The sequence below is a fragment of the Deinococcus piscis genome (assembly GCF_014653275.1).
Lineage (GTDB): Bacteria > Deinococcota > Deinococci > Deinococcales > Deinococcaceae > Deinococcus > Deinococcus piscis.
In genome coordinates this window covers 74,954-98,718 of sequence record NZ_BNAL01000004.1, presented here as the reverse complement: position 1 = coordinate 98,718, position 23,765 = coordinate 74,954, and the positions used below count along the sequence as shown (strand labels likewise).

General features: G+C 62.6%; 21 protein-coding genes and 3 tRNA genes. 9 read left to right on the top strand and 15 right to left on the bottom strand.

Features of this window, described 5'->3' with window-relative positions:
* Positions 1 to 121: 121 nt before the first annotated feature.
* On the top strand, positions 122 to 1,135 hold the full coding sequence (lplA, locus tag IE158_RS02950; protein WP_189642181.1) for a lipoate--protein ligase: 1,014 nt from the start codon (positions 122 to 124) through the stop codon (positions 1,133 to 1,135).
* Between the two features lie 202 nt (positions 1,136 to 1,337).
* Here lplA and ftsY read toward each other — a convergent pair whose 3' ends face one another.
* Positions 1,338 to 2,285, bottom strand: coding sequence for a signal recognition particle-docking protein FtsY (gene ftsY / locus IE158_RS02945; RefSeq protein ID WP_189642180.1), 948 nt, complete (start codon positions 2,283 to 2,285; stop codon positions 1,338 to 1,340).
* 60 nt (positions 2,286 to 2,345) lie between these two features.
* Positions 2,346 to 2,654, bottom strand: coding sequence for a glutaredoxin family protein (locus IE158_RS02940; protein ID WP_189642179.1), 309 nt, complete (start codon positions 2,652 to 2,654; stop codon positions 2,346 to 2,348).
* Between the two features lie 81 nt (positions 2,655 to 2,735).
* On the opposite strand from IE158_RS02940, the gene IE158_RS02935 reads away from it, so the two are divergent.
* A complete protein-coding gene (locus IE158_RS02935; protein ID WP_229838857.1) occupies positions 2,736 to 4,064 on the top strand; it encodes an N-acetylmuramoyl-L-alanine amidase family protein in 1,329 nt (442 codons plus the stop codon).
* A 22-nt stretch (positions 4,065 to 4,086) separates the two neighbouring features.
* On the top strand, positions 4,087 to 4,578 hold the full coding sequence (locus IE158_RS02930) for a phosphoribosylanthranilate isomerase (RefSeq protein ID WP_189642178.1): 492 nt from the start codon (positions 4,087 to 4,089) through the stop codon (positions 4,576 to 4,578).
* Between the two features lie 5 nt (positions 4,579 to 4,583).
* Here IE158_RS02930 and IE158_RS02925 read toward each other — a convergent pair whose 3' ends face one another.
* A complete protein-coding gene (locus IE158_RS02925; protein WP_189642177.1) occupies positions 4,584 to 5,900 on the bottom strand; it encodes an MFS transporter in 1,317 nt (438 codons plus the stop codon).
* 58 nt (positions 5,901 to 5,958) lie between these two features.
* Between IE158_RS02925 and IE158_RS02920 the strand changes: the two genes are divergently transcribed.
* Positions 5,959 to 7,155 (top strand): peptidylprolyl isomerase, encoded by a 1,197-nt coding sequence (locus IE158_RS02920; RefSeq protein WP_189642176.1) that lies wholly within the window; start codon positions 5,959 to 5,961, stop codon positions 7,153 to 7,155.
* Between the two features lie 46 nt (positions 7,156 to 7,201).
* Here IE158_RS02920 and IE158_RS02915 read toward each other — a convergent pair whose 3' ends face one another.
* The 7 genes from IE158_RS02915 to rpsP all read right to left on the bottom strand — a co-directional run bounded on the left by IE158_RS02915 (position 7,202) and on the right by rpsP (position 13,828).
* Positions 7,202 to 8,065: a DNA/RNA non-specific endonuclease gene (locus IE158_RS02915; protein WP_189642175.1), complete on the bottom strand. Its 864-nt coding sequence runs from the start codon at positions 8,063 to 8,065 to the stop codon at positions 7,202 to 7,204.
* A gap of 96 nt (positions 8,066 to 8,161) precedes the next feature.
* Complete coding sequence (locus IE158_RS02910; RefSeq protein ID WP_308430667.1) at positions 8,162 to 9,319, bottom strand: acyl-CoA dehydrogenase; 1,158 nt, start codon at positions 9,317 to 9,319, stop codon at positions 8,162 to 8,164.
* 88 nt (positions 9,320 to 9,407) lie between these two features.
* Complete coding sequence (locus IE158_RS02905) at positions 9,408 to 9,683, bottom strand: hypothetical protein (RefSeq protein ID WP_373295817.1); 276 nt, start codon at positions 9,681 to 9,683, stop codon at positions 9,408 to 9,410.
* Complete coding sequence (locus tag IE158_RS02900; RefSeq protein WP_189642174.1) at positions 9,680 to 11,428, bottom strand: VanW family protein; 1,749 nt, start codon at positions 11,426 to 11,428, stop codon at positions 9,680 to 9,682. The genes IE158_RS02905 and IE158_RS02900 overlap by 4 nt, the downstream gene beginning before the upstream one ends.
* 109 nt (positions 11,429 to 11,537) lie before the next feature.
* Complete coding sequence (locus IE158_RS02895; protein WP_189642173.1) at positions 11,538 to 12,656, bottom strand: phosphohydrolase; 1,119 nt, start codon at positions 12,654 to 12,656, stop codon at positions 11,538 to 11,540.
* The gene (locus IE158_RS02890; RefSeq protein ID WP_189642172.1) at positions 12,656 to 13,453 is read right to left on the bottom strand and encodes an enoyl-CoA hydratase/isomerase family protein; all 798 of its coding nucleotides are present in this window, start codon (positions 13,451 to 13,453) and stop codon (positions 12,656 to 12,658) included. The genes IE158_RS02895 and IE158_RS02890 overlap by 1 nt, the downstream gene beginning before the upstream one ends.
* 126 nt (positions 13,454 to 13,579) lie before the next feature.
* Positions 13,580 to 13,828 carry a 30S ribosomal protein S16 gene (rpsP, locus tag IE158_RS02885; RefSeq protein ID WP_189642171.1) on the bottom strand — a complete coding sequence of 83 codons (249 nt, stop codon included), beginning with the start codon at positions 13,826 to 13,828 and terminating at the stop codon, positions 13,580 to 13,582.
* 241 nt (positions 13,829 to 14,069) lie between these two features.
* On the opposite strand from rpsP, the gene IE158_RS02880 reads away from it, so the two are divergent.
* The gene (locus tag IE158_RS02880; protein WP_189642170.1) at positions 14,070 to 15,896 is read left to right on the top strand and encodes a 30S ribosomal protein S1; all 1,827 of its coding nucleotides are present in this window, start codon (positions 14,070 to 14,072) and stop codon (positions 15,894 to 15,896) included.
* 220 nt (positions 15,897 to 16,116) lie between these two features.
* On the opposite strand, the gene rpmE is transcribed toward IE158_RS02880, so the two are convergent.
* The 5 genes from rpmE to IE158_RS02855 form a co-directional block, all read right to left on the bottom strand.
* Complete coding sequence (gene rpmE / locus IE158_RS02875; protein ID WP_189642169.1) at positions 16,117 to 16,332, bottom strand: 50S ribosomal protein L31; 216 nt, start codon at positions 16,330 to 16,332, stop codon at positions 16,117 to 16,119.
* A 177-nt stretch (positions 16,333 to 16,509) separates the two neighbouring features.
* Entirely contained in the window at positions 16,510 to 17,727 is a 1,218-nt protein-coding gene (gene tuf, locus IE158_RS02870; protein ID WP_189642168.1) for an elongation factor Tu, read from the bottom strand.
* Positions 17,728 to 17,874: 147 nt separating this feature from the next.
* Positions 17,875 to 17,949: transfer RNA gene (locus tag IE158_RS02865), tRNA-Thr, on the bottom strand.
* A gap of 19 nt (positions 17,950 to 17,968) precedes the next feature.
* Positions 17,969 to 18,054, bottom strand: a tRNA-Tyr gene (locus tag IE158_RS02860).
* Positions 18,055 to 18,084: 30 nt separating this feature from the next.
* Positions 18,085 to 18,160, bottom strand: a tRNA-Thr gene (locus IE158_RS02855).
* Positions 18,161 to 18,651: 491 nt separating this feature from the next.
* Here IE158_RS02855 and IE158_RS02850 point away from each other — a divergent pair.
* The 4 genes from IE158_RS02850 to rpsG all read left to right on the top strand — a co-directional run bounded on the left by IE158_RS02850 (position 18,652) and on the right by rpsG (position 23,658).
* Positions 18,652 to 20,547 (top strand): ABC transporter ATP-binding protein, encoded by a 1,896-nt coding sequence (locus IE158_RS02850; protein ID WP_189642167.1) that lies wholly within the window; start codon positions 18,652 to 18,654, stop codon positions 20,545 to 20,547.
* Entirely contained in the window at positions 20,544 to 22,409 is a 1,866-nt protein-coding gene (locus IE158_RS02845; RefSeq protein ID WP_189642166.1) for an ABC transporter ATP-binding protein, read from the top strand. Before IE158_RS02850 ends, IE158_RS02845 begins: the two co-directional genes overlap by 4 nt.
* 272 nt (positions 22,410 to 22,681) lie before the next feature.
* A complete protein-coding gene (rpsL, locus tag IE158_RS02840) occupies positions 22,682 to 23,065 on the top strand; it encodes a 30S ribosomal protein S12 (protein ID WP_041222713.1) in 384 nt (127 codons plus the stop codon).
* 116 nt (positions 23,066 to 23,181) lie between these two features.
* A complete protein-coding gene (gene rpsG / locus IE158_RS02835) occupies positions 23,182 to 23,658 on the top strand; it encodes a 30S ribosomal protein S7 (protein WP_013615185.1) in 477 nt (158 codons plus the stop codon).
* Positions 23,659 to 23,765: the final 107 nt, after the last annotated feature.

The window sequence follows — 23,765 nt, the reverse complement described above, 5'->3', positions numbered from 1 at the left end:
GACTAAGAGTCTAAGAGAGGGCCAAGAGCGCGCCTTACCCTTGGACCCTCAGACTGTTCGACCCTTTGACCTCCTGACACCTTGGCCGGAAGCCCAGCAGCGCGGCAGTAGACTGAGCGCCATGCACTACATCCGCAACGCCGACAACCACGACGTGACCGTTAACCTGGCGCTGGAAACCTATCTGGTCCGTAACCGGCTGGTGGACGGTCCGCTGCTGCTCTTTTATATCAACGACCCCTGCGTGATCGTGGGGCGCAACCAGAACACCATTGAGGAAATCAACCGCGAGTATGTCGAGCAAAGCGGCGTGCAGGTGGTGCGGCGGCTCTCGGGCGGGGGCGCGGTGTATCAGGATCAGGGCAACCTCTGCTACTGCTTTATCAAGGACGACGACGGCTCATTCCGCGATTTTGCCAGCTTTACCGGGCCGGTGGTCGAAGCCTTGCAGCGCCTGGGAGCCACAGACGCCGCGCTGCGGGGACGCAACGACCTGGTGATCGGTGAGCAGAAGATTTCGGGCAATGCCATGTATGTGTCGGGAGGCCGCATGACCGCGCACGGCACGCTGCTGTATGACGTGAACCTGGACCACGTGGCCGCCGCGCTGAAGCCGCCCAAAGAAAAAATCGAGTCTAAAGGCATCAAATCGGTGCGTGCCCGCGTGACCAACATCCGCCCGCATCTGGCCCCTGAATTTCAGGGCCTGAGTACCGGCGAGTTCCGCGACGAGATTCTGCGTCAGCTGGCCGAGCAGCTCGCACATCAAAGCGGTGAAGAAGTCACCGAGTACCACCTGACCGAGCAAGACTGGCAGGAAATCGAGAAGATTCGCCAGGAGTATTTCCTGAACTGGGACTGGAACTTTGGCCGTTCGCCCGACTTCAGCCTGGAGCGCCGTCACAAGTTCCCCAGCGGCCTGATTGACGTGCGGATGAATGTAGAGAAAAAGCATATCGCGGCTATCCGCATCTACGGTGATTTCTTTGCACTGGATGACGTTTCCGAGCTGGAGCGGGCGCTGACCGGCGTGCCTTACCGCCCGGAGGACATTGCGGCGGCGCTGGAGCCGTTTGACCTCAGCCGTTACTTCGGCGCGGTGGAGCGGGATGAATTCATTCGCCTGATCGTGTAAGAGGGGGTGGCTGCTAATCCGCTGTTTTCCACCAGTTGCCCCGCGTGAGCAGCGCACCCAGGGCGAGGGGCGCGGCCTCTTCGGAATTTGTGGCGGCGTAGCGGGCGAGAAGGTGATCCAGGTTTTGCAACAGCTGGCCCGTGTCCGCGTCGGAGAGGCGCAGCGGGGCTGGCGCGAGTGCTGGCCGAGCCCCGCCGCAGCCTCAGGGAGCCAGCAGCGCCTCGACGAACTCCGCCGCGTTGAAGGGTTGCAGGTCGTCGGCCTGCTCGCCCACGCCGATGAACTTAATCGGCACGCCCAGTTCGCGCACAATCGGAATCAGGATGCCGCCCTTGGCCGTGCCGTCCAATTTGGTGACCACCACGCCGGTCAGGGGGATAGCTTCGTTGAACTTCTTGGCCTGCTGCAACCCGTTCTGGCCAGTCACAGCGTCCAGCACCATCCAGACTTCGGCGGGTTCGCCTGCGTCTGCCTTGCCAATCACGCGGTGAACCTTCCCCAGCTCCTGCATCAGGTTGGTCTGGTTGTGCAGCCGCCCGGCGGTATCCACCAGCAGCAGGTCGGTGCCGCGTGCCTTGCGTGAACTGGCTCCATCAAAGGCCACGGCGGCGGGGTCGCCCCCTTCACGGCCCTGAATGACCGGTACGCCCAGGCGGTCCCCCCAGACTTCCAGCTGCGCTCCAGCGGCGGCGCGGAAGGTATCGCCCGCCGCGAACATCACGCTTTTGCCGTGTTCCATGTAGTGCTGGCCCAGCTTGGCAATGGTGGTGGTCTTGCCCACGCCGTTGACGCCGATCACCATGACCACGTGCCCGGCGGGTTCGACAGGCGCAGGTTTGACTGCTGGCTCGAACCAGGGGGTCAGACCGCTGCTATTCTCCTCGCCTGCCTCTTTGGGCGGTTCGAGTTGTTCAATCAGGGCGTCGGACAGGGCTGCCAGCAGGTCGGGGCGGCGGCTGGCCTGCACGCTCCTGAGGATATCGGCGGTGGCCGGGCCGCCCACATCGGCGGCGAGCAGGGCCATCTCCAGGTCTTCGAGGGCGTCAGCGTCGCGGGCGGAGGAGAGACTGCGGCCCAGAAAGCCAGCATTCTGATTCAGTTGGGCGCGGGTTTTCTGAAGGCCCCCGCGCAGTCGTTCTGCCCATGTCATGCCTCTCACCATAGCGTCTGCCCGCAGGGCGCATTCGGGCGGAAATGGCACAGTTGGGCCTCAGTTCAGCTGCCGGGGCACTGTCTGGGCAGCTTCGCGGCGCAGGCGAATCAGCCGCAGCTGGAGCGCGGGCAGTCCGCTGCGCGACAGCGGCCCCCGGTGCAGCGTGCGCTCGCCTGTCGGCAGGGGCAGGGAAAGGACCGGGACATGGTGGCCGTAGCGGGCAATCAGGTCTTCATCACCCGCAATATCCACGCGCTGAAAGGAGAATTCCCATTCCAGCAGCAGCGCCTCGGCCTGCTGGCAGAGCTTGCAGCTGGCACGGGTATAAAAAACTGGGACAGGCAAAGGTGAGGCGGGGTGGGTCATGGCTGCGGTGTAGCACGCGGCGGGCCTGCTGTGCCAGTGCCCGGCAGGGTTCTGTCAGGCGCGGCCCTTACACTGTGGGCGATGCAGTACGGGCAGCGCAAGATGAGCGGACAGTGGCCGGGAGGAGGCCAGGGCAGCAAAGGCAGGGCGGGGGAGCGTGGACTGAACACGCTGCTGGGCCTGGGCGTGTGGCTGGCCACCGCACTGCTGGGCACAGCGGCAGCGGCCAGCAGTGCGGCTGCGCTGCCTTCCACGGCTGCATTGTCTGCTGCGCTGCCGCCCACCGCTGATGCCGCCTCTGTTTCACCTGCGGCTCCCGCAGTGCTAAAGCTGGAGCTGCGGCAAGCGGCACAGCAACGCCGGGTGTTTGTCACACTGCCGGCTGGAACAGCCCCGTTCACGCCACAGGTGAGCGTGCAGGGTGGGGAAGCGCAGGTGGACCTGCCCTTTGAGGTTGCGCCGCTGCGGGGCGGACTGGGCGCGGCACTCCCCGCCTACACTGCTCAGGGCCGCCGCCTGAGCATGACGCTGGGGCCAGGCGTGTCGGGCGTACAGGCGCAGTTCTGGCCTGCGGTGGGCAGCTGGCCGCCAGGGTTGATGCTGGACTTGCTGCCGTCCGGTGCCGCGCCTGCACGCCTGGCCCCTGTCCCGGCTGCCTCTGTTCCAGCTGCACAGGCCGCATCTGCACTGGCTCCCGCTCCGCCTGCTTCCAAAGCCGGGCCGGTGCGGGCCAGCATTGTGCTGGACCCTGGGCATGGTGGGATTGACCCCGGCATGACCAGCCGCTGGGTCCGCGAGGCCGATATCAATCTGGACGTGGCCCTACGGGCGGCGCGGCTGCTGCAAGCGCACGGCGTGGCCGTGACCCTCACCCGGCGCAGCGATACCCATCTGCATCCCGACAAGGGCACCGACCTCAATCTGCGCTCGCGTATGGCGACCACTGGTCAGGTGAGCGCCTTTGTCAGCATTCATGTCAATGCTGCGACCAGCCCGGCGGCGCAGGGCATCGAGACCTTTTACTTTGGGCAGCCGCTCCCGGGGCAGGGCCGCAGCCTGGCCGTGCGTGAAAACGGCGGTGGAGACGTAGGCGAGGCGCTCACGGCCCAGGCCTCCCGCTCGGCGCAGGGGGTGCTGGGCGACTTGCTCTCGCAGGCCAAGCTGAGCTTCTCGCGCCGCCTGGCCGGGCTGGTGCAGGCTGAGCTGGTGGCTGCGACGGGCGCTCAGAACAGAGGCGTCAAGACCGACACGTTTTATGTGATTCGTAGCCCCACCACCCCCGCCATCTTGACCGAGTTGGGCTTTGGGTCCAGCCCCACCGAAGGCCCCCGCCTGGCCTCAGCCGAGTACCGCCAGCGTCAGGCTGAAGCCATCGCGCGCGCGCTGCTGCGCTTTTTGAACACACCCTGAATGCCGTAGGAGGCCTGGTTCTATGCTGGATGAATTTCTACGTATTGCCAGGGCACTGAATGGCGCCGGAATCGTTCCCACGCTGATGGGGTCGCTGGGACTGGAAGTGGCCACGGGCCGGAGCTGGCAGCCCTCGGACATTGATATCCATGTGCGGGGCGATGCCAGAGGCTGGGACGCACCAGACGAGCTGCGCCTTTCGGACAGTGAGACCATCCGGCGGGTGATGGCTGCCCTGGGCTATGAGCTGACCGACCTCCACGAGCATGAGTTCCGCAGGGGTGGCCTCTCGGTGGAGTTCGGGACCATTAACGCTCTCTATGAGTTCGCCGGGGTGCACTGGGCCGAGTTGCCGCTGCGGGCGCAGGCTGGAGTGCAGTTTCGGTTGCCCACTCCAGCCCAGTTTTTGCGCATGTACGAAGCTTCCGCACAGGACAGCTACCGAGCTGCCAACAACAATTCCAAAGGCTTGCAGAAGATTGATTTCCTCAGGCAGCTGGTTTCCTCGCCTTGAGACAGTCACGCCCCCCTACGGTATGCCGCCACTCCGTGGCCCTGGGCTATTTCGGGCACCCGCCGCACCAGCAGCAGGCCCGCCACGAAAAATATCGCGGCCAGGCCGAATACCGCCGTGTAGCCTGCCGTTCCGCCGCCCCGGTTGAGCGTATCGAGCAGGGTGCCCATCGGCAGGCTGACAAACTGTGGAGCCACAAAGGCCACGTGCCAGATGCCCATATCGCGTGCAAAGCTGCTTTTGCTGGGCATGGCGTCGCTGCCCAGTGCCCAGTCCACACTGGTAAAGGCCCCAAAGCCCAGACCGAACAAGGCAGCAATGCCCAGGGCCAGCGTGTAGCTGCCGTTCAGGATCAGCAGCACGGCGGCCAGCGCCATCAGGGTGCCCGCCAGGTAGATCACCGGCTTGCGCCCCAGGCGGTCACTCAGTCGACCTCCCAGCAGGGCACTGAGGATGCTGGCAATGATGATGGCGGCCAGCATGACCGACGTGCTCTGCTCCGGGTTGCTTTGGCGCAGCACGTCGCGGTTGTAGTAGTTCAGGAAAGGCTGCACCGAGTACTGCCCCAGCGCAAACAGCACCCGCGTCCAGAACACCCAGAAAAAAGGCTGATAGGCGAACAGCTCCTGCAGGCTCAGGGTGGGCGCCGCTGGCGTGCCCGCCGCTGCCCTGGTGGCCTGCATAGTGGCCTGGTCTGCAGCGGCAGTGCCGCGCAGGGTGATCAGAGCCGGGAGGGTCAGCATCGCCGCCACCAGCACATAATTGGCGGCTGCGGGCAGGTGCAGGGCCGCCACGGCAAAAGTGGCCGCCGCAGCCAGCAGTTGCCCCACTGCCTGTAAGGTTGCCATCACCCCGGAATAGTGCCCGCGCTGCTCCGGCGGAACCAGCTGCGGAATGAGGGCCGAGTAGGGCGCTGTGGCGTAGTTGTTGCCAAACTGCACCAGCAAAAAGCCCAGCACAAAGACTCCAAAGCCGCTCACGCCTTCTAGCCAGGTCACAGCTCCACCCATCACGGCCAGGCCCAGCAGGTTCACGGCCAGACCCCAGCGCAGGTAGGGCAGCCGCAGGCCACTGCGGTCACTCTGCGCCCCCACGAGCGGCGGCAGGATCAGGGCCACCAGGGCCCCCACTGCGGTCAGCACGCCCAGCCAGGTGCCTTTGGCCGCTTCGCCCATAAAGTGAACCACGCCCGCCGGTATGGCAATCAGGAGCAGGGCCAGCCAGTGAAAGGCAGTCCCGAACCAGAAAGCGGAGAGGACCGCGGGGTGGGGCAGGGCTGAGGACGCACTGGCCGGTGCGGGCGGGGGCAGGGTGGGGACCATCTGGTGACCGAGTATAGAGCGCCTGCTTGGCCTGCCCATATGCTCTACAGTGGAGGCCATGACGGCTTTCTGCAGCAAGTGGGCAGTCCTGCTGGCCCTGGGAGCGCTGGCCGGGGGGCCAGTGGCCACTGCTCAGGCAGCTGGTACTCAGGCAGTTGGCACTTCAGTGGTGGGTACTCAGGTTGGTGGTGTGTCGCTGGGCCTGTCCTCTGCCCAGAGAATCACCGCCGAAAGCTTTTCGGGTCAGCCCATGCCCGTGCAGATAGTGCCAGGGCAACCAGTGCTGGTGCAACCAGGACCAACAGGACAAGTGGCCGCCACTCTGCCCGGCAGTGATTTGCTCGCCGTGATCGGCACAGGTCCCGGCGCTCTGCGGGTCACCCGCGCCGACTTTGACCGGGCGTTCCGTCTGGCTGTGGGCGAAGTGCTCAACCGTCAGGGGCTGCCGCTGCGTGATGATCTGCTCCAGTCATTTGCGCCATCACGCGCGCAGTTCTTTGACCAGTTCATTCATGACAAACAGATGGAGTATCTGGCCCGCCGGGCGCTGCCCGATTTCGTCTATCAGGGGCCGCCGCGCATCGGGCCGCAGTCGTTTGCGCAGCCACAGGGGTACGCCGATTATCTGACGGGCGCTGGCTACCGCGATGAAGCGGATTACCTCCGTGAGATGAGTCGTCAGGCGCTGATAGAGGCTTACCGCCAGGAGCTGCGCAGCCAATTTACCTTCAGCGACGCCGCAGTTCAGAGCTACTACGCCCTGAACCGCCGCAGCTTTATGCAGCGCGAAGAAGCCTGCGCCCGGCATATTCTGGTGACCGATCAGGCCCAGGCCCGTGACCTGCGCAGCGCCCTGGTGGGTGGGGCCGATTTTGCCCTGCTGGCCCGCTCACAGAGCCGTGATCCTGGCAGCGCCTCGCGCGGTGGTGAGCTGGACTGCTTGGTTCCCGGAACGACTGTGCCTGCATTTGAGGCGGTGCTGTTCGGCGCAGCGCTGGGCACGCCGCAGGTGGTGCAGACCGATCATGGCTGGCATGTGATTGAAGTGACTGAACGCCGCGCCGCTGGCCTGCTTCCGCTCGCACAGGCGGCCCCACAGGTCCGCAGTATTCTGGCCCGCCGCGCCGCCAGCCAACTGCTCGAAACTCAGCTCAAGCGTGTCCCTACGCAGTTGTTCCCTGAGCGCTTGGGGCTAGAGCCGCCCTCTGCAGAACCGCTGCCTGTGCAGCCGCTGGGCTGGCCCGCCGACCACTGAGCATTGCACTGCCCGGTTTGCCTGAGCCCTGGGCCCCGGCCAGCGCTCAGCCTCCAAAGGAGCCCCGGCAGAAGCGGCCCGGCTTGTCCAGGGGAACGCTACCATCGGGGAAGAGGGTCAGGCTGGTCAAGCCTTCTACCATTTCGGGTGTCACCTCATAGCGGCCAAAGTTGGTGTCGCTGGCCTGGTCCTTGTTGGGAATCACGAAGGCGCGGGCCTCTTTGCCCGAGACAATCACCTTGAACAGTGCGTCCGGTACGGCCACCCCGCCCCCGATGATCGCTGGATTCTTGCCCAGCACCGGCCCAGTCAGCACAAACACGCCGCCCCGGTCTTTGGCGCAGGCGCGGGTCGCACTTTCCAGCGCCGCCCACACGCCAGTGTTCATATCGTGGTTCTGCGGCACCATATTGGACAGATAAAACGACTCTGCCATGGCCTGCGCGCTTGACTTGAAGTCGGCAGCGGGGGCCATATGGCCCCGGTCATAGCCACTGCGGCGGTAATCGTTGAGCTCGGCGCTTTCGCCCGTGGGCAGGTCGGGGTCAGGTACAAAGTTGTCCTGGCGCTGCACGTTCCCGTCAAACTCGGTAGGGACCAGGTACTCGCCCACCACGCGGGGCACGCGGCGCTGCGGGTCGTACAGGGCCACATATTCCTGACGGCACAGCAGCCGGGTCGGCGTATTGCCCCCCAGCGTGGGAATGCCGCCGCGCCACTCGTCACGGCACTGTCCAGTGTCCCCAGAAGCGCCGGGCACGCTGTCGCCAGGAGGGCGGGGCAGCTGCACATCTTCGCCGCAGCCCCACAGCGCCGCTCCGGCGGCCAGAAGCAGACCCAGCAAGGAGAGCGTGGCCTGACTGATTCCGGCCTGGCGGCGGGCTTTCCGGGATGAAGACGTGCGGGGCATAAGGGCCGCATTGTAGCGGCTTTGCGGGCCAGTTTGGCCGGGCTCTCGGCCTCAAATTCCATGTGGCAGAACTGGAGAGGAGCCAGCCCAGGGCGTTCAGCGGGTCAGTTCGCTCAGCACGGCCCGGCCAATCACCAGCTGCTGAATCTCGCTGGTGCCTTCGTAGATTTCCGTGATTTTGGCGTCGCGGTACAGTTTTTCCACCGGGTATTCGGCGCTGTAGCCGTTGCCCCCGAAAATCTGCACGGCGTCGCGGGTCACGTCTACAGCTGCTTCACTGCCCAGCAGTTTCGCCATGCTGGCCTCTTTGGAAAAGGGCTGGCCCTGATCCTTGAGCCAGGCGGCTTTGAGGCCTACCAGCCGGGCCGCCTCGACCTGGGTGGCCATGCGCGCCAGCTTGAAGCTGACTGCCTGGTGCCCGGCGATGGCCTTGCCGAACTGCTCACGCTCAGCCGCGTAGCGGGCTGCATGTTCTAGCGCTGCTTGTGCAATGCCGACCCCCAGCATCCCGATGCCGATGCGGCCAGAATCCAGGCTCGACAGGGCCACAATCAGCCCCTGGCCTTCTTCCCCGATCATGGCTGTGGCAGGCACCCGCATCTGGTCAAAGGTGACTGCAGTGGTGTGTGCGGCGTGCTGGCCCATCTTCTCTTCGGGCCGCCCAAAGCTCAGGCCGGGGGTGCCGTCTTCCACCACAAAGCAGCTGACGCCACGTGCGCCCTCGCCCCCGGTGCGGGCCATCACCATGTACAGGTCCGCGTGTCCGCCTGAAGTAATCCAGGCTTTGGAGCCACTGATCACCCAGTCGTCGCCGTCGCGCACGGCGCGGGTCTTCAGACTGGCGGCGTCGCTGCCTGCTTGCGGCTCGGTCAGGCAAAAAGCCCCCAACTTTTCGCCCGTCGCCAGTGGACGCAGGAAGTTCTCCCGCTGCTCATCGCTGCCGTAGTTCAGGATCATCTGCTCCGGCAAGCCATTTTGCACACTCACGATCACCGCCACACTGGGGTCGGCGGCGGCAATCTCGGCCAGGCATAGCGCGTAGGTCACGCTGTCCAGGCCCGCCCCACCCCACTGTTCGGGGACGGTGGCTCCCATCAGGCCCAGTTCTGCCAAACCGCGCAGCTGTGGCTCGGGCCACTTGTGCTCGCGGTCATACTCGCGGGCCAGCGGCGCGATCTCACTGCGGCAAAAGTCGCGCACATGCTGCACGATCAGGCGTCCCTCGTCGTCCAGGGCAAAGTTCATTTGTGGCATGGGTTTTAGGCTAGCAGAAGGGATGGGCTGCCCTCCCAAAGACACGGGGCGCAGTTATGGCATAGGAGAAAGCGTATATCGGCGCACGCTAGACCGGCAGTGTGGATTCGTTCGCCAGCGCGTGGGCTAGGGCCTCTTCAATTCCCTTACCGCGCCAACCGGGAGCCACCGCCACCTGCGGGCCGCTGCCGCAGTCCAGCGCTGCCCCGATCACGCTGCCGCCTGCAATGGCCAAGGCGGCAGCCTGCACCTGCGCGGGATCGGTGTCTGGCAGCAGGTGTGCGGCGGCCCTCGCCAGAGCGGGGGCCAGCGGCAGGGGAGGGCGGGTGACGCGCACGCGTGCGGGCAGGGGCAGGGTGGTCACTGCGCCGGTCCCCGCTCAATGGTGCCGCGCCAGGGTTCATAGCGGGTATCCAGCCGCTCGGTGCGGGTGCCGCTGGCATCCTTGATGGTGCGTGTGATGTACAGATACAGGCCGGGGCGCGACCCTTCCACGTGGCGCTGCTGACCGGGAGCCAGCTTGGCGTTGGTCACGTAGCGCGGAGCTGGTGCAGGCAAGTGGGCAGTAATCACAGCTTTGCTGACCTGGACCTGCCGGGCTGGCTTTTTGCCCCACAGCTCTACGGTGAGGTGGCTGCCGGCATTGTTGTTGATGGTGCGGACCACCAGCGGTGCGCCGGTATCGTTCTTCATCACCAAGTCCAGGCCGGGGTCATACACCGCCGCCTCGAAGCCGGTTTGCGGCTCGTAGTACGACACGCGGTAGGAGTGCTGGTTGCGCTCTACGATAGGCAGGCCCGCGTTGTACAGGCTGCGGAAGGCGGTGGTGGACACCTGGCAGACTCCGCCGCCCAGGCCATCTACTGTCTGCCCGCCAGCGATAATCAGCCCATCCACAAAGCCGTCCTCGGCGGTGATGCCTCCAATCGCCTGCAAAAAGCTGAAGTTTTCACCGGCTGGCACCACATAACCGTCCAGCTTTTGCGCGGCCACACGGACATTTTCACGCCGCGCCGGGCTGCTGCCGTCATAGGTACTCACGCCGCTGGCGATCAGCTCCAGGCCAGCGGGGTCGGGCAGGTCCGCCGCAGTAAAGGAGGGCTCGGTCTTTTGCGCCGGCCAGACCGACTCGGACACCGCCGGGTTCAGGGCGTCGCGCCCAAATGCTTCGCGGGCCTGTGCACGCTGCACTTCATGTCCGCTGCGGCCTTCCTGGGTCACCCATTCTGCGCCCTGAGCCACGTAGCGCGCTGGCGTGGCGGGGCGGTCCAGCTGCGCCAGCACCCCCTTGAAGGTGGCTTCTATGGCCTCGGGGTCAGGTTTGATGCCGTCTTTGGTGGCCCAGTACAGGTTGGCGACCTGCCGCGCTGTCAGCTGCATAGACGCGTCCGAGCCTCCCAGCCGGACAGTGAGTGGCCGAATCAGGGCGTTGCCCTGGTCCGCCTGCGCCTTGAGTTTGGCCGGAGAATACTGCGAGGAGACCGCGTGGAACGGCACTTTGAGTTCGGTGGCTTCGGGATGTGCGGCGAACTGCCGCGCGGCGGCCTGCGCGTCGGCCTGCTTGCCCTCGCGGCCTCCTTTGACCACGTATCTGTAGGCCTTCTCGTCAAATTTGATCTCGCCGTCCTGCGGGGCGGTACCGAGCGGGGCCGCGAGCTGTGCGATCTTGGCGGCGGCCTGCTGGGGGTCTACTCGCGTCTCAACGCTAAATTCTGCCGGTTGCCCCTGCCCCGTCATACCGCGTAGCCGCTCCGGCAGACTCCGGGCCGCGGTGTAGGCTTCGGCCTGATCTAAGGCGGCTGCGGTGTCCCGCTGCCAGCCCAACTCGGCGGCGCTCAGCTTCCAGCTCTTGTCGCCTGCCCGGATGGTCACCTGTGGCGCGGCGGGCAGCGCCTGGCTCAGCTGTGCCTGCGCTTCCTCGCGGCTTAGTCCGCCCACGTCCACGCCCCCGATTCGCACGCCAGGGGCCAGTTCGCTGCCGCTCTGACCCAGGCTGAAGGCCAGGGCACTTCCCAGCAGGGCCGTCAGGGCGGCTGCTCCCCACAGCCAGGGACCAGGGCGGCGTGAGCGAGGCAGAGAAGAAGAAGCTTTGGCAGCGTGTTCAGACATCACCGCAGTCTAACAACCCCACTGCTCACTGCGGTGAAATTTGCCGACTGGCTGGAGATTTCTTAAAGGAGTTGGGGCCATGCTCGCCTGGCGAGGCAGGCCCAGCAACTTAGGGCTCCGGCACGGGCGCACTTTGTGCCTGCGCCTCAGCCGCTTCGGCTGCGGAATTGTCCACGTCTACAGCGACCTCGCCGCCAGCTTCTAGGTCCACCACGAACTGACTGCCCTCCAGCCGCACCCGCGTCAGGATTTGCTCGTCGCCGCTGGGGCGGGTCGCTGCATGCAGCTCGATGTGGTCGCGCAGTGGGGTATTGATCACTTTGGAAGCTAACACTTCTTCCACCTGAAAAATCCCGCCGGAGTTGTTCATGGTCACGCTGATCCGCACCGGGCGCTGGGCGCCGGGTTCAATCACCACCTGATCCACCGCCAGAGCACTGATGGAGTGAATGTCCACGCTGCCCATCTTAAAGGCCTTGCGCCCGCGTCCTTTGGTGATGTCAGTGCCGTCGGCAACAGCCGTGATCCCGGCTTCGATGGTCAGCGGCGGCGGGTTCAGGTCGTGGCAATTGATCGCCCCCAGGACAAAGGAGCGCACCTTGATCCGCTTGAAGGTGTCTTCGTACAGCGGCGTCATGATCCGGTCCAGGATGGGCATCGCCAGATTGACGCCGTGCATCTCGTGGCCAGCGCGGTGCACCTGATTGCCGATGTCGTGCAGCATGGTCCCCAGAATGACCGTCAGGAACACATCGTCCGCGTCACCGATGCCGCTCTCAATCAGGTCGGGTTTGACCCCAGCGTCCAGCAGCAGATGGGCGATGGTCACGCCCGCCGCCCCGGTGATGAAGGCGTGCACCCGGCCATGGTCGTTGTAGCCCAGTTTGCGCATGGTGATGTAGTTCGCCATATCCCAGTGGGCCAGCGCTTCGGGATCGTTCTGAAGCGCCTCAAATGCGGCCAGCGCCCGTGGATACTCGCTTAGGTCAGAGCGAATCGAAGCCTGCGCCGCTTCAATCAGCTTGGCCTTGGGGGTCTCGAAGCGCAGTTGTGACGCCAGCTCTTTTTCCTGAAGGTTGCTGGCCGGTTCTTGGCCAGGACCAATGCCCATCTCCTGTAGTGCGCCGCCCAGAACTTCCAGGCGGAAGGTGCCCTGTGTCCTGCGGCAACGCTGGCGCTCCGCCTGAGCTACTGCCCCAGCTTGCTCCTGTTCCGGCTGCCCAGCCATTACTCGCCCTTGAATTCGGGGCGGCGCTTGTCCAGAAAAGCGCGCGTCCCCTCGGCAAAGTCGCTGGTGGCGACGGCCATGCCGAACAGGTCTGCTTCGATTTCCATGCCTTCTTCTACGCTGAGGTGAGCGCCGCGCCGCACCGCTTCTTTGATCAGAGCCAGCGAAATCGGAGCGCCCCGCATCATCTGCTCGGCCACCTCGCGGGCTTTGTTCAGAGGTTCGTCGGAGACGTAGTTCACCAGTCCCATTTGCAGGGCTTCCTCGGCATCCACCTGCCGCCCCGTCAGCAGCAGGTCCAGGGCGCGCCCCATGCCAATCAGGCGAGGTAGGCGCTGGGTACCGCCGAACCCAGGAATGACGCCTAGCGTGGCTTCGGGTAGGCCCATACGGGCACGCGGCGAGGCAATCCGGATATCGCAGGCCAGTGCCAGTTCCAGGCCCCCGCCCAATGCAAAGCCCTGAATGCAGGCGATGGTGGGCAGTGGCAAGTTGCTCAGCGACTGCATCACTTCCTGGCCGCCCAGCGACAGCTCACGGCCCGAGTAGACGTTGTTCATCTCGCTCAGTTCGCTGATATCTGCACCGGCCACGAAAGCTTTCTCGCCCGCGCCGGTCAGGATCAGGGCGCTGATGTCGGCGTTTTCGGCAATTAAATCCACCGCTTGTCCAATCTCGGCCAGGGTGTCGGTGTTCAGCGCGTTCAGCGCTTTGGGCCGGTTGATGGTCAAGACCGCCAGTGGGCCGTGTTGGTCCAGTTGCAGGTTGGAAAATTCCAGTTCGTCAAAGAGGCTCATGCCTCTATAGTGGCACGCCTCGCCCAGCAGGCGGAATGGATCCAAAAAAAGAGGACCGCTCAAGAATGAACGGCCCCTGCTTGGTCCTCTCTAGGAATTAAGAGAAGAGTGATGTTGCTGGCCCGCTTAGCGGACGCGCACGCCCTGCGCCTTCAGCAGGCGGCGGGCGGTGGCAGTGGGCTGAGCGCCCTTTTCCAGCCAGTACTGGGCGCGTTCCACGTCCACCTTCAAGAAGGTTTCGGTCTTCTTGCGGGGGTCATAGTGGCCCAGGTTCTCGATGTAGCCACCGTCACGGGGACGGCGGGCGTCAGCGACGACGATGCGGTAGTGGGGGTTATGGGCCGAACCAAAGCGGGACAAACGAATCTTAACCATAGTGATGCCTCAAGAGTGTGGATTTGAGGGTTGTCCGTCATTAGGAAACGGACAGCATGCGCTTTACCAGCAGCCACGCAAAAAGCGCACCGCAGGAGTGTAGCAAAGAGTCTGTGAACGCCGCAACCTTGACGCCGGCATCTGGCCGGGTTTTTCTCTTGCCCCGGCACGTACGCAGATGCTAGGCTGAGGTGTTGCCGCGCCACGACGCGCAGGCTATATCCAGGAGGATTAGGAGTTCATGGAAGACAAGACCCAGACCCCCGCCCAGGAAGGCGGGATGATTCAGCCCGATCAGGGCACCGAGACCGCGACCCAGAGTGTGCAGCAGGAGCAGGCCCAAGTGGCCAAGCCCCAGGCTACCCAGACCGAGGAGCGCGATTACCCCGAAATGACCATGGAAGACGTGCTGGCGAGCGAAGCTCAGGAACCCCAGAACGTCAACCGTGGCGACATTGTTGATGGCACTGTGGTGTTCATCGGTTCCGAAGGCATTGCTGTAGATATTGGTGCCAAGGTAGAAGGCATCGTGCCTCTGACTCAGTTGGGTGAAGAGCCGATGACTGCCGAAGAAGCCCAGGCTCAGTACAAGCCTGGCGATTCCATCACCACTTACGTGGTGCGTGTGGATATGGCCACCGGCCAGATTGTTCTCTCCAAAAAGCGTGCTGACCAGAACAAGGGCTGGCGCGTGCTGGAGAAGATGCAGGAAGAGGGCCAGACCTTTGAAGTTGAAGTGCTGGAGAAGGTCCGTGGTGGCCTGGTGGCCCAGGTCGAAGGCATTCGTGCTTTCCTGCCCGCCAGCCAAGTGGATACCCGCCGCGTCAACGATCTGGACCCCTATGTCGGCAAGCCCCTGCAAGTGCAGCTGATTGAGCTGAACCGCAAGCGCAACCGCGTGATTATCAGCCACCGCTCCATCCTGGATGCCAAGAAGGAGCAGGCCAAGCAGGAAACCATGACCCACCTGGAGTCTGGTGCTGAGTTTGAAGGCACCGTGGTAGAAATTACCGACTTCGGTGTGTTTGTGAACCTTGGTGGTATCGACGGCCTGGTTCACCGCAGTGAGCTGACCTATGGCCGGTTCAACCATCCCCGTGAAGTGGTAGCTGTGGGCGACAAGGTCAAGGTGCAGGTGATCGACGTGGACGAGAGCCGCGAGCGCATCAACCTGAGCATGAAGTCGCTGACCAATGACCCCTGGGAAGGGGCCATGGAGCGCTACAGCATCGGTCAGCGCGTCAAGGGTAAAGTTACCAATCTGACCAACTTTGGTGCTTTTGTGGAGCTGGAGCCGGGCCTGGAAGGTCTGGTCCATGTCAGCGAAATGAGCTGGACCAAGCGCGTGCGTCATCCCAACGAAGTGCTGACCGAAGGCGAAGAAGCCGAAGCTGTGATCCTGCGTATGGATCCGGTGGAGCGCCGTATCAGCCTGGGTATTCGTCAGACCACGGATGATCCCTGGAGCGCCCTGCCTGATCGTTACCCCCCAGGCACGCCCGTTAAGGGACAGGTCACTGGCCTGACCGACTTCGGTGTGTTCATGGAAATCGAAGAAGGCATCGAAGGTCTGATTCACATCAGTGAACTGGACATCCAGCGCGTGAACAATCCCGCCGATCTGTTCAAGAAGGGTGACGAAATCGAAGCCGTGATCCTGAACATTGATCCGGTGGAGCAGCGTGCCAGCCTCTCTCGCCGCCGTGCACTGGGTGGTGGCCCTGCTCCGCGTGAAGGTGGCAACCGTGACTTCGTGAGCCAGGGTGGCGGTAGCCGTACGGACCGTTACAGTGGCGGTGGCAACAGCCGTGGTGGCCGTGGTGGCCGTGGTGCCGACTACAACTACTCTGCTAAAGATGCCAGCCAGGGCGGCAAAATCAGCACCAAGCTGGGTGACGTTTATGCAGACCTGTTTGCTCAGTTCGGCATGAGCTCCGATGGAGATAAAGCGGAAGCCGGCAAGACCGATGAGCAGGTCGCAGCAATCCCAGACGCCAAGTCTCCTGAGATGAGTGCTGGTGATGCAGTAGCACTGACCGAAGGCTACGACAGCGATTCTGAGAGCTGAAGCTTAGGCTGAAGAAGTCTGTACAAAAGGGCGGCTCCTCTTGGGGCCGCGCTTTTGTTATGAGCTGCTTGGATATGCTGAGTGCTTATTGGCTGTATTTATTCGGATTACCTCAGAGATGTACAGACGGCTTTCCTGGCTGGTAAATCCTTGGCACGGGAAATAAAAAAAGGAGAAGCCCTCAAGGCCTCTCCTTTTAAATTTGTACCTGATGCTCGGCTCAGCCGCGCTTGCGGTAGCTGTCGCCAAAGCGCTTGGAGAACTTCTCCACGCGGCCTTCAGTATCGACAAAGCGCTCTTCGCCAGTCCAGAAGGGGTGAGAACCACTCCACACGTCCACGTGAATTTCGGGACGGGTCGACAGGGTTTCCATCACAACTTGGCCCTGGTAGATGATTTTGCAGGGAACAGCTTTGGGGTGCAGATCTTTCTTCATAAGTTCCTCCTTGACCACGTCATGTGCGTAGTCATGAACCTGAGAAGTATAACATGGCGGGCCTGTGTAGGGGGAGAGGGAGCAATGAATGGTTGCTGCTTTGCCAGTGAAGAGTATGGAAAAAGAGGCGGACAGGAGTTCCCTGTCCGCCTCTCTAGAAGTCTTAAACGCTTAGGCTTACTTGATGACCTTGGTGACAACGCCAGCGCCGACGGTACGGCCACCTTCGCGGATCGCGAAGCGCAGGCCTTCTTCCATGGCGATGGGTTTGATCAGCTCCACGGTGAATTCGACGTTATCGCCGGGCATCACCATTTCCACGCCTTCTTTCAGTTCCACCACGCCGGTCACGTCCGTGGTCCGGAAGTAGAACTGGGGACGGTATCCACCGAAGAAAGCGCTGTGACGGCCACCTTCGTCCTTGCTCAGCACGTACACGCTGGCTTCGAACTGGGTGTGGGGGGTGATGCTGCCGGGCTTGGCCAGCACCTGACCACGTTCCACGTCTTCACGGCTCACGCCACGCAGCAGCACGCCCACGTTGTCGCCGGCCATACCGCTGTCCAGCAGCTTGCGGTGCATTTCCACGCCGGTCACAGTGGTCTTCTTGGTGTCGGTCAGACCCACGATTTCTACTTCGTCGCCGACCTTCACGATGCCGCGTTCCACGCGGCCCGTCGCCACGGTGCCACGACCCGTGATGGTGAACACGTCTTCGACGGGCATCAGGAAGGCTTTGTCGGTGTCACGCTCAGGGGTGGGGATGTAGGAGTCAACGGCGTCCAGCAGTTCCCAGATACGGTCAACCCACTCGTCTTCGCCGCGGGCGGTCTTGGGGTTGGCCTGCAGGGCTTCGAGGGCCTTGAGGGCGCTGCCCTTGACGATGGGCAGATCGTCGCCGGGGAATTCGTAGTTGCTGAGCAGTTCGCGAACTTCCATTTCGACCAGCTCGAGCAGTTCTTCGTCGTCGACCATGTCCACTTTGTTCATGAAGACAACGATGTAGGGCACACCGACCTGACGGGCGAGCAGGATGTGCTCACGGGTCTGGGGCATGGGGCCGTCAGCGGAGCTGACGACCAGGATCGCGCCGTCCATCTGGGCAGCACCGGTGATCATGTTTTTGACGTAGTCAGCGTGACCGGGGCAGTCTACGTGGGAGTAGTGACGGCCTTCGGTGTTGTATTCAACGTGGCTGGTGTTGATGGTGATACCACGGGCCTTTTCTTCGGGGGCCTTGTCGATCTGGTCGTAGGCCAGGGTTTCGACGGTGTCATCCATCGCAGCAGCGGTGAAAGTGATGGCCGCGGTCAGGGTGGTCTTGCCGTGGTCAACGTGTCCGATGGTGCCCACATTCACGTGGGGCTTGGTGCGTTCAAACGTACCTTTTGCCATAAGTTCCTCCTGGATTCTTTACCCGCTGACGGGTAAGCCTTACTAGAATACACAACCTCTGCGCCTAAGAACACCAGTCATGTCAGCTTGGCCCGCCTGTGAGTATGACCAAAAAAAGTGACTTGCTTTCTAGGGCAAGTCACGGTCTGGAGCTCCTGGTCGGAATTGAACCGACGACCTCTCCCTTACCAAGGGAGTGCTCTACCTCTGAGCTACAGGAGCGATACACCTTTGAGTGTGGTGGTGGGCAGGGGCGGATTCGAACCGCCGTACTCGTACGAGAACAGATTTACAGTCTGTCGCCTTTAACCACTCGGCCACCTACCCATTCGCTTTGAATTGTCTGGCTCTATGATGTGGAGCCACCCAGGAGAATCGAACTCCCAACCTTCCGATTACAAGTCGGGTGCTCTACCAGTTGAGCTAGGGTGGCGTTCCCATTATCAACCTAGCAACCCGGTTCGGAACCGAGAGGTTTCCCAGGTCAGAAGCGCTCTTTTCCCGGCTTGCGGGCCTCGCTCACTTCCGGATGGAGATAGTAACACTGGGGCCAGGCTGTGTCAACATCCACAGTTTGGCAGGCTCTTCTCGTACTGCCCTTGCCTCTTTGTGCCCCTCCTGGAGTGTGCTGACCACCTCTTCGCATGAATTCGGATGCGCGTAGAACTTCGGAGCTGGCAGGCTCCAACTATGGGGCTCATTGACTGGCGAACTGTGAAACATGGCAGCCGCATATTCGGGCAGTTGCAAGGGATGAGGCTGCACTTCTGTAGGGCGTCAGGGCTTAGACTGAACCACTTGGGTCTGAGCCGAGACCGATTTGGTCAGAGATAAACCAGCGCGTCTGGCATGAATCAGTCACCGGCAGGCATTCAGAGTAGGTATAGATACGGGCTGCGCAAGCTGCCTGTCAAGGGAGTATGGATGGACCGAAATCTCAGCACACTATGGGCTTATCTCTACCGGCACCGCCGTCAGTATCTGATCGGCATCGTCGCTGTGACCCTCTCCAACGCTGCGGCATTGCTGCCCTTCTATTTCATTCGCCTGATTATTGATGGGCTCGGTGCGCGGGTGCAGGGAGGCTCACTGACAGCCATCACCCTGAGCCAGATTGGCTGGTATTCCCTCGGTATCGTGCTGGCCGCTCTTGTCTCAGGCGCACTGATGCTGATTATGCGCCGGCAGATTATCGTGGCTTCCCGTGAGATTGAGTATGAAGTCAGGCGCGACCTGTTCTCACACCTTCAGACGCTGGACAAGGCGTATTTTGACCGCTCGCGCACGGGCGACCTGATGAACCGCCTGACCGGCGACCTGGGCTCGGTGCGCGAACTGCTCGGCTTTGGCTCGTGGCAGATTGTGAATATCGCGGCGTCCTTTACGGCCAGCTTGGCGGTAATGTTCGCACTCAGCTGGCAGCTGACCCTGGTGGTGCTGGGCATGCTGCCGATTATTGTAGGGGCACTCTATGTGCTGGCCCGCATGATCAACGCTCGCCATACCAGCGTGCAGGAACAAAACAGCGTCATTGCGGCCAAGGCGCAGGAGAACTTCAGCGGGGCGCGTGTGGTCAAAGGCTACGCCCTGGAGGAGCGTGAACTGGCCGACTACCGCGCCATGAACTTGGAATTGCTGCGCCGCAACATTGCGCTGACCAAGGTAGACGGTCCTCTGCGGTCCTTCGCCACGATGCTGCTGGGCCTGGCGTTCGGCCTGGTCTTGCTGGTCGGTGGGCGGCAGATTTTGCAGGGCGGTGACTTTACGGTGGGGATGTTTGTGCAGTTCGTGGGCACGCTGGACCGCCTCGCCTGGCCGATGCTGATGGCGGGATGGATCACGTCCGTGACCCAGAGGGGACTGGCCTCATGGCGGCGGCTGGTGGAACTGTTCGACGCCCGCCCAGAAGTGGCCCGTGTTCCCGCCGAAGCGGTGAGACCTGTGCCAGTAGCGGGCACTGTGGATTTCAGGAACGTGACCCTGCGTTACGGCGATACCGAGGTGCTGCATGACATCAACCTGCATATTCCTGCGGGCACTTTTCTGGGGATTACCGGGCCTACGGGTAGCGGCAAGACCAGCCTGGCACACCTGCTGACCCGTCTGGTAGATCCCAGCGAGGGCCGAGTAGAGCTGGATGGGCGTGATCTGCGGGCCATACCCACGCGGCAACTGCGGGACGTGATTGGTGTGGTGCCGCAAGAACCTTTCCTCTTCAGCGATACGCTGGCGAACAACATCACTTTCGGGCTGGAGCGCGAAGACTTGCCCGCCATTCCTACTGAAGTGAGTGTGCTGGATGTTCCGGCTCCACCACTGATTCCTCAGAAGCCCGATGAGGACCAGGTGCGGCGTGCCGCTGAGCTGGCCGGCCTGGCCGGTGATGTTGAGCATTTCCCACAAGGCTACGCCACGCTGCTGGGGGAGCGCGGCGTGACCCTCAGTGGTGGGCAGCGGCAGCGTACAGCCATTGCCCGCGCTATTGCCCGCGAGCCGCGAGTACTCATTTTGGACGACAGCCTGAGCGCGGTGGATACCGAAACTGAGCGCCGCATCATTGAAGGCCTGCGCGAAGTCAGCCGTGGCCGCACGGTGATTCTGATTGCGCACCGCATCAGTACCCTGCGCCACGCGGACACCATTGCGGTGCTGGAAGAGGGCCGCTTGGTCGAACAAGGCAGCCACGAGGAGCTGCTGGCTCTGGGGGGCCACTACGCCGAGCTGGAGCGCTTGCAGAGTCTGAGCAGTGACGTCGAGCGTGAAGAAGACGGAGACCCTGTGGCGGCACCTGCGCCTACCCTGGCAGGAGGAACCCCATGACCCGCCCCGAACAGCTCAAGCCCGAAACTCAGGACCTGGATTTCCAACTGGTCCGGCGCATTTTGCGCTACGTGCAGCCCTACTTGTGGCTGGCGCTGGGTGCGATTGTGCTCACGCTGGTACACTCGCTGATCCAGCCGCAATTTGCCCTGATTCAGAAGCACGCCATTGACGCCTATCTGGTGCCGTTTGAGCGTGACCGGAGCCTGGATGCGGAAGCGCTCTACCAGGGGCTGCTGACCGTGGCACTGGGCTACATGGGCCTGCGGTTGCTGGATTTTGCGGTGCAGTACGCCTCTACAGTGGCGATTGGTTATCTGGGGCAGAACGTGCTGCGCGATATCCGCGCCGATGTGTTTGGCAAGTTGCAAAAGTTGCAGCTGTCTTACTTTGACCGCAACCCGGTGGGCCGCCTCATCACCCGCGTGACCAGTGACGTGGACGCCATCAACCAGTTCATCACTGGGGGGCTGGTCAGCCTGATTAACTCGGTGTTCTTGATCATCACCTATGTGTGGATCATGCTGCGCGTGGACTGGCGGCTCAGCCTGATCAGCTTTACGGTGCTGCCGCTGATGTACTGGGCCACCAACTTTTTCCGTGGCAAGATGCGCGAGGCCTTTCGCCGCACCCGGCTGGAGCAGGCGGTGGTTAACACCCAGCTAAACGAGAATATTTCCGGGGCCATGACGGTGCAGCTGTTCGGGCGTGAAGCCCGCTCGGCACTGGATTTCGACCATGCCAACCGGAGTCTTCTGGCCGCGCACATCAACTCGGTGCAGTGGTTCTCGCTGTTTATGCCTGCAGTCGCGCTGCTCGGCCAGCTGGCGGTGGCACTGGTGGTGTACTTCGCCGCCCGTTTCCTGCTGCAAGACGAAGCGGCGGGTGTGGTCGCTGGCGTGACGGTGGGGACCATCTTCGCCTTCGTGCAGCTGACGCAGCAATTGTTTCAGCCGATTCAGGACCTGGCCGATGTGTTCAATAACCTCCAAGCCGCGATGGCGTCCAGCGAGCGCATCTTTGAGGTGCTGGATGAAGAGGAACAAATCACGGACCGCCCCGGTGCTGCCACGCTGGGCCAGCTGCAAGGCCGGGTAGACCTGGAAAATGTCTGGTTTGCCTATGATCCTGAGGTCACTGCCGATACACCCGATGACGACCCGCGCTGGATCTTGCGGGGCGTGGACCTGCATATTCAGCCGGGCGAAAGTGTGGCGCTGGTGGGAGCCACTGGAGCCGGCAAAACCAGTGTGACGGCGCTGATCAGCCGCTTTTATGATGTGCAGCGTGGTGCGGTCAAGGTAGACGGCCACGATGTGCGCGACCTGAAACAGCACGACCTGCGCCGTCATGTGGGCGTGGTCCTACAGGACGTTTTCCTCTTTGCAGGGACCATCGCCTCCAATCTGTCGCTAGGTAACCCAGCGGTAACACAGGCGCAGATTGAGGAAGCCTGCCGCTACGTAGGTGTTCACGACTATGTGATGAGCTTGCCGCAGGGCTACCAGACTGAAGTCCGTGAGCGCGGCGCAGGGCTGAGTACCGGCCAAAAGCAGCTGCTGGCTTTTGCGCGGGCGCTGCTCCAGAACCCCGACATCATTTTGGTGCTGGACGAAGCCACCGCCAACGTGGACACCGAAACCGAGCTGCGTATCCAAGCAGCGCTACAGCGGGTGATGCAGGGCCGCACGTCCATCATCATCGCGCACCGCCTGAGCACCATTGAGGGCTGTGACCGCATCGTGGTGATGCGGCGCGGACGGATTGTGGAGCAGGGAAGTCACCGGGAGTTGCTGGCCCAGGGCGGATATTATTCGCGGCTTCAGCAGTTGCAGTACTCAGGTCAGCGCCGTCCCGTTTAGGGGGCAGGCTAAAAGGCAGGGCGGGGCAGGCGTTCTCTTTTGAGGGGTCTGTTTTTGCCGGTGGACACCGAGTCTCGGTTTGCTGCTTGGGTCTTGATTCGCTCACCGGCATGGCGCTAAACTGCTTCGGTTGAACCTGGAGCAGACGGGTTGCTCTGTCCACGGTTTCGGCAGCCACACCGCTCACCTGGATGCTGACAGGGAAGAGGGAGCCACTGGCCCCGCTCATGAGGGTGAAGGCATATTTCCAGCCCCAGATAGGAGTGATTGAACTGCCAACTGTACAGCAGCTTGTCCGTAAGGGTCGTAAGACCGTTGCCAAGAAGACCAAAGTGCCCGCTCTGAAGGGAAGCCCCTTCCGCCGTGGCGTGTGCACCGTGGTGAAGACCACCACCCCCAAAAAGCCCAACTCGGCCATGCGTAAGATTGCCCGTGTGCGCCTGAGCAGCGGCTACGAAGTGACTGCTTATATCCCCGGCGAAGGCCACAACCTGCAGGAGCACTCCGTGGTGCTGATTCGCGGCGGACGTGTGAAGGACCTTCCCGGTGTGCGCTATCACATCGTGCGCGGTGCGCTGGATACCCAGGGTGTGAAAGACCGCAACCAGGCCCGCAGTAAGTACGGCACCAAGAAGCCCAAAGCGGCTGCCAAGTAATCCCGGAGACGGCCCAGGCTCGCCGCTGTGTGATGCCTGGGCCTGGGCTGTGTAGGCCGCCTATGAGCGTGTCCCGCCCTACTCCCCCACCCGCTTTCCTAGAGGAGGAACACTGAATGTCCCGTCGCCGTAGAGCAGAAGTGCGCCAGCTCCAGCCTGACCTGGTTTACCAGGACGTGCTGGTGAGCGCCATGATTAACCGCCTGATGCAGGACGGTAAAAAGAACCTGGCCAGCCGTATTTTTTACGGAGCCTGCCGCCTGATTCAGGAACGTACCGGCCAGGAGCCGCTCAAGGTCTTCCGTGAAGCCTATGAGAACATTAAACCCCGCGTCGAAGTGCGCAGCCGCCGCGTGGGTGGCAGCACCTACCAGGTGCCGGTGGAGTTCGATAAGAACCCCCGCCGTCAGCAAAGCCTGACCCTGCGCTGGATGGTCAACGCCGCCAACAGCCGTCCTGAGCGCACTGCGATTGAGCGACTGGCCGGCGAAATCATGGACGCTGCCGAAGGCCGTGGCGGTGCCATGAAGAAGAAAGACGACGTGGAGCGCATGGCCGAAGCCAACCGCGCTTACGCTCACTACCGCTGGTAATTTCCCTACAGTGAGGCGAGGGAAGTCGGTCCGCTGTGACCCTGACCCCTTCGCCTTTTTTAGAGGAATATCCGTTACTTCAACGTGCAGCGCGTGACATACAGCTC